Below are 12,029 nucleotides of genomic sequence, written 5' to 3' on the forward strand. Positions count from 1 at the left end.
TATACAGGGTTTAATTTGCTGGAACTGGATGTCTAAACTTCTTCTAGAAAAAAATTTCCAACGCATATGTTTTGCTGTTTATTTCAAATCTCTTTACACTAAAGGTACAGTAAATATCACTAAGGAGGAACGAAATATGGGAAAATTTGTTAAAGGAAGTTATGCAACAACTGAAGAAGCGAATCAAGCTATTGAGGAATTAATTCATCAAGGCTACGATAGAACATTGCTTACCTTAATATCGAATAAAGAGGCTTACGACCGATTCTCAGGAGCTGCAGATGCACAAATCAACACTGAACATGCAGACACGGATGAATCTATGTGGGAGAAAATCAAAGATGTCTTCTCAAGTGATGACTCTGGTTATGAAGCAGACGAAGACATATTAGAACCTTATCAAGATGACATTGATAATGGAAAACTTGTCTTATTGGTAGATGATTTTTCAAGTGAGGCAGGTGCAACTGATTTCAGCAACAGCACGCCTCCTGTCACTAGTGAAGAACATGTAGTAGCTGATCCTACTGACGAAGAACCGTCCAGTATCCCTCCTGTTTTAGATAACGAAGACGATATGGATGAAAAACGCCGCAATAGTCATTATGTACCAAATTCTAATCCCGGAAATGCCCGGACTCCTTCTATTTCAGAGGATGCTGTACTGGGAGGCGAATCAGATTACTCTTATGAAGATGAAGTAGATACTTCTATAGACACGAACCTTCTTGCCGATACAGATGAAAATATGCTGCCGGATGAGACTGTAGATACTTCTATGCCTGAAGGTTCCTTAGGCTCTCCTGCATCAGATGAACGCACTGGACTTGTAGATTCAGATGATTTGATTAGAGGAAACAGACCGGGAACACATGATACTGTTGTACCACCCTATTCCGATGACCCTTCACGTTCAGACAACTAAAACTACGGCACCGAAGCCATTGGAGCACTGGCAATCAATTTGCGTTCCCTTTATTCCTCTAATTGATCTAATAGGGAACGTAAAAAATACTCCTCCAGAAAACTCATTTTAGAAATTAAAAACAGGGATGGAGAAACAAATTCTCCGTCCCTGTTTAAGTTTGTGTTGCTTGTTTTTATTCATTTGCACTAACAGCGTTCTTCTCTGCTGCAGGTTCGATTTGCTCATCTGGCATATATTCTGTTTCTTGAGGCAGAATCAAGTTTAAAAGAATTCCTGCAATCGCACTTAAGGCTGTTCCTGAGAAAGTAATGATAGAGCCAATCTCCAAGACCGCTCCTCCAAGACCTAATACCAACATACTGCTGGCAATGATCAAATTACGGATTTTCCCAAAGTCCACTTGTTCTTCAATTAAGACTTTCAATCCATTGCTTGCGATGACTCCGTAAAGCAAGATAGACATTCCTCCAAGAACTGCATTTGGAATAGTAGAAATCAAAGCTGTAAATTTCCCAAAGAAACTCAATCCGATCGCGATAAAAGCAGCATTACGAATAACGGACACTGAGGCGATTCTGGTCATTCCAATAACCCCGGTGTTCTCACCATAAGTCGTATTCGCAGGGCCTCCGATCAAAGCTGACACAGCTGTTGCTACTCCATCACCGATCAATGTACGAGATAAACCAGGATTCTTTAAATATTGACGATTGGTGATTTTCCCTAAAACAGTATGATCTCCAATGTGTTCAGAAACGGTTACTAATGCGACTGGCAAGATCGCTAGTGTTTCCGGACCAAAGTAAAATTCGTAATGCTCGAACCAAGGCGTTGCAAATGGCAAACGCAAACCCGGCACTTCAAACCAACTGGCTTCAGTGACTGCCGTGAAATCTACTAACCCCAACGCTAGGGCGACTAGATATCCGCCTACGATTCCAATCAAGAAGGGAATGATCTTGAAGAATCCTTTTCCTTTTGTATTGACAAACGCTGTGATCAAGAAGGTACTGATAGCTACAACGATGTGACGCAAGTCGCCTCCTTTTACAAATCCTGCATTCGTGACTGCAGAGCCGGCTAACCCTAAACCAATCACCATGATCATTGGCCCAATTACGATCGGCGGCAACAATTTATCGATCCATTTTGTTCCTAGTAATTTCACAAATCCTGCTATTAAAACATACAATAACCCGACTAAAACAACTCCTGTTTGAGCTGCACTGATATCCCCGCCCATTTGCTGAATAGCCACAGCCATTGCTGTAATATATGCAAATGAAGAACCAAGATATACGGGTACTTTTGATTTTGTAGCGATTTGATAAATCAATGTTCCAACTCCACTTGCTAATAAAGCTACGGAAACTGGCATTCCTAGAATCAATGGTACTAAAATAGTTGCTCCAAACATGGCAAAAACGTGTTGAAAACTCAATAACAAACCTTTAGCTACTGGTGGTTTTTCCTCAATGTCCAACAATAATTTTTTTTGCTCTACAGCCATACCAATACTTCCTCTCCTGGGCATAAAAAAATGCCCCTATGTGAATTTTTTATTCGCAAAAGGACCTCTGGTATCAAATATATTCGATTTGTTACCCTTCTCGATCTCACAGGATCAAATTAAAAGGACTTTGCTGTAAATGATTGTAGCAGTATTGGGTGTGGATTACAACTAGAAACTTTATTCTTTTTTTAAATTATCTTATCTATTGGTTTCTTCCTAAAAAAGGTACAATACAATTGAATGAGGACATTTGCACACATGATATTTATGTTATGAGGAGGAGTTATATGGGATTTTGGATCATGATGATATCATTTATTTTAGGAGTAGGATTGTTGATTAATGGATTTATTCCTAAAGGAAAGACAGGCCCTTCGAAAAGTTATTTAAGCAAACTTAGCTCGTTAACAGGTATTACCTTAATCGGGTTCGCTATTTATCTAGGTTGGCCAAAATAAAGCCATTTTTATTTATCAAGACTATATAGGAGTTCTTAATTTCACGACAATAAAACAGATGTAAGGAGCATGATTATGAAACGGATTTTAATGATTGGCACAGGCGGAACAATTGCTTCTGCAGCAACACCAGATGGGTTAGATCCACAAATGTCTTCAGCGGATATTCTGCATTACATACCCAGCATTTCTGAGCTTTGTGAGATCGATACGCTGGAAGTCTGCAATATCGACAGCACCAATATATCTCCTGACATCTGGACACTTTTGACGGAAACCATTCGAGAACATTATGACCAGTATGATGGCTTTGTCATTACTCATGGTACGGATACCATGGCTTATACAGCCGCTGCTTTATCTTACATGATCCAACATTCTCCAAAACCAATCGTGATTACCGGTTCTCAAAAACCAATCAATATGGAAATCAGTGATTCTAAAACGAACCTCTACGATAGTTTTTTGTACGCTTCTTCTGACAAGGCAAGCGGTGTACAAATCGTCTTCAATGGAAAAGTCATTTTAGGAACCCGTGCGCGAAAGACGCATTCTAAAAGCTTCAATGCTTTTTCTAGTATCAACTACCCTTATATTGCGATTATCCAAGATAGCCATTTGATCCAGTTCATTGAACAACCAAAAATGGAAAAGCCAACTTTCTACCCTTTCATCAATTCCAAGGTCGGTTTGTACAAATTGACCCCAGGAGCTGAAGCTGAAGTGCTCGACTTTATGTTGTCTAAAAAAGATGCCATCATTATTGAAAGTTATGGTGTTGGAGGAATCCCTTCATTGCCGGAATACGGCTTTTATGACGTCATCAAAAAGTGGACTAAACTTGGCAAAGTAATCGTCATGACAACTCAAGTCCCAAACGAAGGCAGTGACATGGAAGTCTACAAAGTAGGGCACAAATTAAAAAACAAAGTCAGTGTGCTAGAAGCTTACGACATGACCACAGAAGCTGTCGTCTGCAAACTCATGTGGGCTTTGGGCAGGGAATCCAGTCCAGAAAAAATCAAGGAGTTATTCTATACGACTATTGCTAAGGACATTCTTTACTAAAAAAGTGAAACAGAGCTGTAAGGACTGACTCTTGATTATTCCGTTTCTAATTAAGTCCACGTGACGATCAGAAGCATTCTAACTACCATATCATTAACCAAATAAACTCTATATGGTTGTTAAGAGCTTGTTATGTGCCTTATCAAGAATAAAATTCAAACGATATGGTAGTTAAGAGCTTCTTATATACCTTATCGAGAATAAATTTCAACCGATATGGTAGTTAAAAGCTATCCTGCTTGGTTCCAGCAAAAAGAAGATGAGAAAAATTATGCGAATAGGCTGAGAAGTTTTTAAATAGCTTACTTAATTGAAATTCAAAAAGTAATCTCTTTCATTCTCTTTGATTTCGACTAAATAATTTTGATTGGACTCTAAATTGCTTAATGAATCGCTTGTCTCAGGATTTAATTTAGTTTCATATCTTGTCAAAGCAAAAATTTCTAATGCCACGAATTGTGACACTAGAGATCCCGTTGTTTGCAGAACTTTTTCGATAACAAGAGTCTTTATTTCATGATAACTTTTAGTCGTCTTTACGAAAAAATTCATTTCGTAAATCAACTGTTCAAGCTAATGCTTTACACAACTTTGGGGCACTCTTTTAAACCCTATGTACCAACTGACGTTTGTAGTTCTAAGTCCACTAATTACTAATAGGAGTTGCTTACCATGAAAATTTTAACTGCAATCGATTCGTTTAAAGGATCATTTACCAGTAAAGAAGCCAACACTATTGTTCAACAGACCTTGCCGCAACATATTGTGGAGACATTTTCCGTTGCGGATGGCGGCGAAAGAACTGTTGAGGCCTTTTTAGAAGTGTTAGAAGGGGCCGGAATTATAAAAGTCGATACTGAGGATGGACCTAGAAATCACACTTCCTATGGCGTCGGCGAGCAAATGCTGTCGGCACTCAACTTAGGGGCAACAGAAATGATTGTCGGTCTGGGCGGGAGCGCGACAGTTGACGGTGGAGTTGGCATGCTTCAAGCATTAGGAGTAGATTTTTTTGATGCTGAAAACAATGTGCTGCCTATATTGCCGATTGAACTTGAGAAAATCCATAAGATTTCAACTGATAGGCTCGATACTCGTTTGAAGAATGTAAATATCACTGTCGCTTGTGATGTGGAGAATCCTTTGTTGGGGCCAAATGGCGCAGTTTATATATTCGGACCTCAAAAAGGGATACCTGAACAAGAACTCAAGCAATACGAGCAAGACATGGTTCATTATCAGCAAATCGTTAGCGAAACAACTCAAACAAATTGTAAAAACTTACCTGGTGCAGGAGCAGCTGGAGGAATCGGATTTGCGCTGTATGCTTTTTTCAACACTTCTTTTAGCAGCGGTTTTCAGCTATTAGCAAATAAAGGAAACTTGCGCGAAAAAATGAAGTGGGCAGATATCGTGATTACGGGAGAAGGACAATTTGATAGTCAGTCTCTGCAGGGAAAAGTTCCGATCGGCCTCAGTCGATTGGCAAAAGAATATCAGGTTCCTACTATTGTATTTGCCGGAACTGTTGCCGATCAGTTGGTTGATTTGCTAGAAGAAAACATACTTGCAGTTATCCCTATTGCGGAAAGCCCTATGTCGCTAGAAGAATCCATTAAAAAAGGACCTGAATTATTATCCAGGTCTGTTAAACGGGCTTTTAAACTCATTGAGTTGAATCAGATGCAGGTTATTGTTTCGGAGCGGTGCTATCCTCTATTTTTTGGTTTTCAATACTGCATTCAGTGAAGACACTAGATAAGTATCCCCGTTTTCAAACGTAATTTGCAGCTGTTCTCCTTCGTAATCGGTCCAGCTTTTGATTTCTCCTTCTATGATGTCTCCATTGGGTAAAGAAACTATAGCGTAGTCAAAAGTGTATGTCGTGTCGAAAATTTCTTTGTTTCCACAACCAGCTAATATGCCGCCTAAAACAGTTAGAACTAATAATTGCTTCATTTTTTTCATTATGTACTCTCCTCTTCATTGTTTGACTGAATTTCGTTGTCTTTTTTTCTAAAATCGAATGTAAAAATCTCAAATGTTGCTAACATGAAGAACGTAAAAACTAATAAACCAGAAAAATTACTAGTTAAAAAGGATAGTTCATCCGAGTATAAAAATTGATTTGGGAAATAGAATTTATTTGCACCTAATGTGACAATACCAATACAACCTAGGTAAAAAGAGATAGGTTTTTTTCTCACTATTTAACCTCTCCTTCGTTTGTGTTTTGTAGTTCAAACTTAATTTATTTCAGTAAAAATGATTCCTTGCTTCATTATAAATCAATTCATTCTGATTGTATCTCACTATTTTTAACGCGGTATAAATTATGCTATTGACTTCCCTCCCTGAAGCCAGCTATAATTCAACCTGTTGTGTTTAAAAATATAGGTACATAGGAGAATATGATTTTGGAAAAAGAAAAATTGGGATCATTTAAAGAAATTACTGCCAACCCTGCACCACTAGGTTTAATGGGCTTTGGTATGACAACGATCTTATTGAATATCCACAATGCTGGATTCTTCGAAATGAACGCTATGATTTTTGCAATGGGAATTTTTTACGGTGGATTAGCACAAGTTATTGCAGGAATCATGGAATTTAAGAAAAACAATACATTTGGAACTACAGCGTTTACATCTTATGGTTTCTTCTGGTTATCATTGGCGGCCTTGAACATTCTTCCAATGATGGGATACGGTCAAGCAGCTGATTCATTGTCTATGGCAGCTTACTTATTCATGTGGGGAGTTTTCACTTTGTTTATGTTCATTGCTACATTGCGCATCAACAAAGCTCTACAAGTCGTTTTTGGGACATTGACGCTACTTTTCTTCTTGCTAGCTATCGGAAACTTCACAGGTTCTACTTTGATTTTAACGATTGCTGGATACGAAGGTATCCTTTGCGGTTTCTCAGCTATCTACGCTGCAATGGCACAAGTAATCAATGAAGTATATGGTAAAACTGTTCTTCCAATTGGTGAAGTTCAAGTTTCACAAGCAATTCCTGTAAGTGAATAATCAAAAGTCTCTACATCTAAACGGTGTAGAGGCTTTTTTTCTGTATTAAATGAGTTTTTACAAGTCCTTTCATTAGCAGAGCTTTTATTTTCCTATTTCGTCTCAAAGTCTTATACTTAACGTGTAAAGCAATGCTTTTCCTTTCAGCCAACTGTTGATTGTAGGAAGATGCAGAGGTGGAAGAATAATGATTGTACTAGCCATTATATTGCTCATTTTAGTCGGGGTTGTTGCTTTTTTGAATATGGGAATGGTTCCGCTAGACCTTTACTTTATCTCTTTCCAAATACCTTTCTGGCTGCTGGTAGCGGGATTAGTTCTCATTGGAATGGCAATAGCTGGATTGTTCGCAGCTTCTAAAGGCGCACGCAACCGTCAAATGCTGAAAAATAAAAAAGAAGAACTGGAACACGCTGAGACTTCAAAAGATGAAGCTGTTGATAGAGTTAGAAAAGAATCAGAAGCTCAACTAGAAATTCAAATAAAAGAAGCAGAAATACAAAAATTGAATGAACGGTTAACTACTTTAGAAAGAAATCAATCGAATACAGAAAAGCCTCCTTCTCAAACAGTAAGCCAAGGCAATTCAGCTAACGCTCAAAAAGTTGAACCGGATAATGTTGATGTTGTTCGTGTAGAAGAATATCAAGTGGATCCTTCTAAGAAGAAAAAATCGACACGCTGAAAATACCGAGTAAAATTAAAAATAAGAAAAAGCCGAGCTGTCATCAGAAATCAATCTGATGACAGCTCGGCTTTCGTTACCAAGTGACTAAACGCCTGGGCATCTTTACATAGGTTTGCGCTCGCACTTTAGACGAGCTGCGCAGAGCAGCTTACATGTCTATAAGCCGAATTCGACCTGTTAGGAAAAGCACCTAACTGGTCGAATCCTTCTTATAGCCAGTAAGCTAAACGCTCTACTCCGCTCTCTTGTTATTATCTAATTGTATTAAAAGCTTTTGTCCATAACAATAAGTCATCGAACATACCTGCAGCGTTTACTTCGTTGTGAGCTGCTGGTTTGAAGACACTCATGTTTTCAAAGTCAGTGATCAATGAGAAATTCGTTGTGGTGCGTACAGTTGCTACGCGTTGTTCAGCTAAGATTACACGGATATTTTCGTGAGCACGAGCTCCACCTAAACTACCGTATCCAACTAATGCTGCTGCTTTGTTGTTTACTTCTGGGTTTAAGTAGTCTAAAGCATTTTTCATTGCGCCGCCTAATGCGTGGTTGTATTCTGGAGTGATGAATACATATCCATCGAATGAAGCCATTTTTTCAGACCAAGCTTTGATTGCAGCACCTGCAGTTTCTGCACGATCTTCAGAAAGTTTTGCTCCCAATAACGGTAAATCATAATCCGCTAAAGAAACTAATTCATATTCTACACCTTCGTCGTTTCTGTTTTTAGCAAAATCTAAAATCCATTGTGATACTGCTGCTGCGTTGTTTCCTTCACGTACACTACCTGAAATAATACCGATTTTCATAATTTTTGTCTCCTTAATTTCTGTTTGATTTTGGTTCCCGAATAAAGAATTTTTCACTCGAGTTAAAAAGCTTTCTTGCGCCAATGTGTTTCCTCCCATTTGTGTAACGAATTGTGGGAAACCCACCAACCCTTTACTTACTTTTTGTCTACTTACTTACATTATTACACGACATAATAATAAATGCAAGTAGAAATTTACTATTTCGAGATATTTATTTTCAAACTATCCATTGGGCTGATATAAATCCTATTTCTTTATCTTTTTCACTTTCTGCTTTATTGTATAAGTAACTTAAAAAGTTACAAATTAAATCGAAATGCGGTGAATTCAATTGAGTGAATTTGTGATTGCTGTTCATAGCTTAGTTTTTTTAGGCCATAAGCAAGAAAGCCTAACCAGTGATCAGTTAGCAGAAAATGTCTGTACCAACCCTGTACGCGTGCGTCGCGTGATGGCAAAATGCAAACAAGCCAATTTAGTGGATACTAAACGAGTAGTCAGCGGAGGTTATTTTCTAAAAGGAAGCTTAGAAAACATTACTTTAAAAGATGTCTATCAAGCTATCAATGTCCCTCTTATCCAGCAGAATTGGCAATCTGGAGATTCAGAAGCAAGTTGTTTAGTGTCTTCAGGAATGTCTGATGTGATGGAAGAAATATATGTGGAACTGAACCAAGCAGCTGTAGCCCAGTTAAGTCACATTACTTTGAAACAAATGGAAGCAAAATTACAGCATTTAAATACGGAGAGGAAGATTGCAAAATGAACAACTATCAAACAGATGTCGCGATTATTGGCTTTGGAAAAGCAGGGAAAACATTAGCAGGTGCCTTAGCTAAAAAAGGAAAAACAGCGATTGTCATTGAGAAGTCTCCAAAAATGTATGGTGGAACATGCATCAATGTAGGCTGTTTACCTACTAAATCACTGACAAATAGTGCTAAAACCATCAGTCAATTAACGGAATTTGGTATTGAGCGAACACCAGAACTCAATAATCAATACTACCAAAAAGCGCTTCATTATAAGGACGATATGGTCAGCAAATTAAATCAAAAAAACTACCACAAAATTGCGGACTTGGATAACGTGACGGTCTTGGATGGATTTGCTGCTTTTAAAGATGAACACACTTTATCCGTGGATACAGGAGAAGAAATCGTTCAAGTAACCGCTGAAAACATCATTATCAATACGGGTTCAGTTGCCAACATACCTGATATAGATGGCATTTCAGGAAACAGTCGTGTGTATACCAGCGAAAGTATTTTAGATTTGGAACAACTGCCTCAGCGCTTAGCGATTATCGGTTCAGGCTACATCGGATTGGAATACGCTTCTTACTTTAATGGTTTCGGTTCAGCCGTCACGATTTTTGAAGCTAAGGACACTTTCCTTGGCCGCGAAGATGAAGACGTAGCACAATCTGTTTTGGAACGCATGAAAGAAACTGGAATTCAATTTGAATTTGAAGCGGCTACTTCTCAAATAAAAGAAACAGCATCCGGCGTAACCGTTGCTTATAGTCAAAATGAGGGAGAAAATGAAGCCAAATTTGACGCTGTTTTATTGGCAACGGGCAGAAAACCAAATACGGAGCATTTGGGAACTGAAAAAGCTGGCGTTGCTCTAGGAGAAAAAGGTGAAGTCAAAGTAAACGCCAATTTACAAACAACTATCGAGCACATTTGGGCAGTTGGAGATGTAAAAGGTGGTCCTCAGTTTACTTATATTTCATTGGATGATTACCGTATTGTGTTGCCGCAACTACTTGGCGAAGCTGCAGAATATTCATTAGATTCTCGTCCTGTATTTCCAAACGCAACTTTCATCGATCCACCATTAGCTTCTGTAGGCATGAACGAAAAAGCGGCTAAAAAAGCTGGATTAGCTTATGAAGTAGCGAAAATGCCAACTGCTAATGTACCGAAAGCTCAAGTACTTCGGGAAACAGCCGGCTTTATGAAGGTATTGGTTGATTCTGAAACTAAATCCATCATTGGCGCTACTTTATTCAGTGCCGAATCGCATGAAATGATCAATTTGTTGGCATTGGCGATTAATGAAAAAATCCCTTACACGACGTTAAGAGATACCATTTATACGCACCCGATTATGACCGAGGCGTTGAATGATTTATTGGGCATGATCGAGGATTAATACGAAAAGCCGCCATCCTCTTTTAGCAGAAAAGAGGATGGCGGCTTTTTTATTTTGGATTGAAATTAAGGGCAGTCTACGAATTTTCTAATGAACTTCCAAAAACATTGCAGTATGGTAAAGTTAAAGATATAAATTGAGATACAAAGGAGATTAACAGATGACTTTTTCATTTAAAGGTTTGGATCACATCCAAATTACTGCACCATTAGGTTCAGAGACAGAGACTAGAAGATTTTTCACAGAAATTTTGGGGTGCAAGGAAATGGAAAAACCTGAAACACTCAGCCATTTCGAAAGTTTATGGTTTGATATTGGTAAACACATTCTGCATGTCGGATTAGACGAAGACTTCCGCGCAGAAAAAAGAGGCCATCCTGCATTTGAGATAAATAATATTGCTGGATTGATGGACCGTCTGAAAGAATACAACGTTTCTTTTGAAGAAGATTATAACCTTCCTGGTGCTCGCCGCTTCTATACGTATGCATTCTTTGGCCATCGAATGGAATTTTTGGAATGGCAAGACAAACCTGAAGCAATGATGACCGATGCAGAAAAATCGGGTACAGAATAAGCACAATTCAACTAATCCCTGAAGTAACTAAAAGTACTAAAAAAGAAGTCAGAGAAACTGTTTATTGTTTCCGACTTCTTTTTTTATTGTGGGTAGAAAATATGGCGTAACAAAAAAAGCTGTCTGGACTATCTCACCACAAATAACATGTACAGCACTATACTAACAATGGCTGTTGCCAACAAAATGAGGCCGTCCTTAAAAGTAAACGACTTGTCTTTCAATTGATTGATTTTCGCTTGAAAATAAAAAATGGTAATCATATTAAATGTGGCAATCAAGGCCAATAAAAGAAGTACTATAAGTGGTAAATCTCCCAACCACTTTTGACTAACTAAAATAACTAACACACAAGCACTCGTTAATCCAGCAACTTTACTAATTTTCTCAAGCGATTTGAGTTCAGCTTTTTCTTTGATGTCTTCCACAATATCTGATCCCTCCAATAATAAATTGTCTAGGGATAAATCATACAATTTAGCCAAACGAATCAAGCTATCAATATCAGGATAAGTTTTCCCTGTTTCCCAATTAGAAACGGATTTTTGAGAAACAAATATTTTTTCAGCAACTTGTGCCTGAGTTAATAATTGTTCTTTTCTTTTTGCTTTTAGTGTTTGGCTGATTTGCATTTATCCCACTCCTACATTTTATTATCAGATTCATTCCTTCTCTACCCAATATAGTTACTAAACACCAAAAAAGCCATAGAAAGATGTTACTAAACCGATGAAATCAGTGTTTATAAAACAGTGAGCGAATAAATAAAACTACAGCTTCCAAGGCCTAGATA

15 protein-coding genes are annotated in these 12,029 nt (G+C 38.1%); 9 read left to right on the top strand and 6 right to left on the bottom strand.

Annotated elements, in window-relative coordinates:
* Positions 1-136: 136 nt before the first annotated feature.
* A complete protein-coding gene (locus ACEN4I_RS01100; RefSeq protein WP_407102479.1) occupies positions 137-925 on the top strand; it encodes a general stress protein in 789 nt (262 codons plus the stop codon).
* Between the two features lie 175 nt (positions 926-1,100).
* Here ACEN4I_RS01100 and ACEN4I_RS01105 read toward each other — a convergent pair whose 3' ends face one another.
* Complete coding sequence (locus ACEN4I_RS01105) at positions 1,101-2,438, bottom strand: uracil-xanthine permease family protein (protein WP_407102478.1); 1,338 nt, start codon at positions 2,436-2,438, stop codon at positions 1,101-1,103.
* A gap of 290 nt (positions 2,439-2,728) precedes the next feature.
* On the opposite strand from ACEN4I_RS01105, the gene ACEN4I_RS01110 reads away from it, so the two are divergent.
* Both ACEN4I_RS01110 and ACEN4I_RS01115 read left to right on the top strand, forming a co-directional pair.
* Positions 2,729-2,899, top strand: a complete 171-nt coding sequence (locus ACEN4I_RS01110) for a hypothetical protein (protein WP_407102477.1) — start codon at positions 2,729-2,731, stop codon at positions 2,897-2,899.
* A 75-nt stretch (positions 2,900-2,974) separates the two neighbouring features.
* Complete coding sequence (locus ACEN4I_RS01115; protein WP_407102476.1) at positions 2,975-3,967, top strand: asparaginase; 993 nt, start codon at positions 2,975-2,977, stop codon at positions 3,965-3,967.
* 306 nt (positions 3,968-4,273) lie between these two features.
* On the opposite strand, the gene ACEN4I_RS01120 is transcribed toward ACEN4I_RS01115, so the two are convergent.
* Positions 4,274-4,519, bottom strand: a complete 246-nt coding sequence (locus tag ACEN4I_RS01120; RefSeq protein WP_407102475.1) for a hypothetical protein — start codon at positions 4,517-4,519, stop codon at positions 4,274-4,276.
* Between the two features lie 120 nt (positions 4,520-4,639).
* On the opposite strand from ACEN4I_RS01120, the gene ACEN4I_RS01125 reads away from it, so the two are divergent.
* Entirely contained in the window at positions 4,640-5,716 is a 1,077-nt protein-coding gene (locus ACEN4I_RS01125) for a glycerate kinase (protein ID WP_407102474.1), read from the top strand.
* Here ACEN4I_RS01125 and ACEN4I_RS01130 read toward each other — a convergent pair.
* Together ACEN4I_RS01130 and ACEN4I_RS01135 are read right to left on the bottom strand one after the other, a co-directional pair.
* The gene (locus tag ACEN4I_RS01130; protein ID WP_407102473.1) at positions 5,684-5,935 is read right to left on the bottom strand and encodes a hypothetical protein; all 252 of its coding nucleotides are present in this window, start codon (positions 5,933-5,935) and stop codon (positions 5,684-5,686) included. The two genes, ACEN4I_RS01125 and ACEN4I_RS01130, sit on opposite strands and share 33 nt — an antisense overlap.
* Complete coding sequence (locus tag ACEN4I_RS01135; RefSeq protein ID WP_407102472.1) at positions 5,935-6,174, bottom strand: hypothetical protein; 240 nt, start codon at positions 6,172-6,174, stop codon at positions 5,935-5,937. The genes ACEN4I_RS01130 and ACEN4I_RS01135 overlap by 1 nt, the downstream gene beginning before the upstream one ends.
* Before the next feature lie 210 nt (positions 6,175-6,384).
* Between ACEN4I_RS01135 and ACEN4I_RS01140 the strand changes: the two genes are divergently transcribed.
* Together ACEN4I_RS01140 and ACEN4I_RS01145 are read left to right on the top strand one after the other, a co-directional pair.
* Positions 6,385-6,999, top strand: coding sequence for an acetate uptake transporter (locus ACEN4I_RS01140; RefSeq protein WP_407096024.1), 615 nt, complete (start codon positions 6,385-6,387; stop codon positions 6,997-6,999).
* 187 nt (positions 7,000-7,186) lie between these two features.
* Complete coding sequence (locus ACEN4I_RS01145; RefSeq protein WP_407096025.1) at positions 7,187-7,684, top strand: lipopolysaccharide assembly protein LapA domain-containing protein; 498 nt, start codon at positions 7,187-7,189, stop codon at positions 7,682-7,684.
* 254 nt (positions 7,685-7,938) lie between these two features.
* Here the strand turns inward: ACEN4I_RS01145 and ACEN4I_RS01150 are convergent, their stop codons facing one another.
* Positions 7,939-8,580 carry an NADPH-dependent FMN reductase gene (locus ACEN4I_RS01150; protein WP_407096026.1) on the bottom strand — a complete coding sequence of 214 codons (642 nt, stop codon included), beginning with the start codon at positions 8,578-8,580 and terminating at the stop codon, positions 7,939-7,941.
* Between the two features lie 250 nt (positions 8,581-8,830).
* Here ACEN4I_RS01150 and ACEN4I_RS01155 point away from each other — a divergent pair, with 250 nt between their 5' ends.
* From ACEN4I_RS01155 to ACEN4I_RS01165, 3 genes are all read left to right on the top strand, one after another.
* A complete protein-coding gene (locus ACEN4I_RS01155) occupies positions 8,831-9,265 on the top strand; it encodes an RrF2 family transcriptional regulator (protein WP_407096027.1) in 435 nt (144 codons plus the stop codon).
* Entirely contained in the window at positions 9,262-10,659 is a 1,398-nt protein-coding gene (locus ACEN4I_RS01160; RefSeq protein WP_407096028.1) for a dihydrolipoyl dehydrogenase family protein, read from the top strand. Before ACEN4I_RS01155 ends, ACEN4I_RS01160 begins: the two co-directional genes overlap by 4 nt.
* A gap of 160 nt (positions 10,660-10,819) precedes the next feature.
* Positions 10,820-11,236, top strand: a complete 417-nt coding sequence (locus ACEN4I_RS01165; RefSeq protein ID WP_407096029.1) for a hypothetical protein — start codon at positions 10,820-10,822, stop codon at positions 11,234-11,236.
* 128 nt (positions 11,237-11,364) lie between these two features.
* Here ACEN4I_RS01165 and ACEN4I_RS01170 read toward each other — a convergent pair whose 3' ends face one another.
* The gene (locus tag ACEN4I_RS01170) at positions 11,365-11,868 is read right to left on the bottom strand and encodes a helix-turn-helix domain-containing protein (RefSeq protein WP_407096030.1); all 504 of its coding nucleotides are present in this window, start codon (positions 11,866-11,868) and stop codon (positions 11,365-11,367) included.
* Positions 11,869-12,029 lie beyond the last annotated feature (161 nt).

Origin of the sequence: Desemzia sp. FAM 23990 (genome assembly GCF_045528485.1) — a bacterium.
Lineage (GTDB): Bacteria > Bacillota > Bacilli > Lactobacillales > Carnobacteriaceae > Desemzia.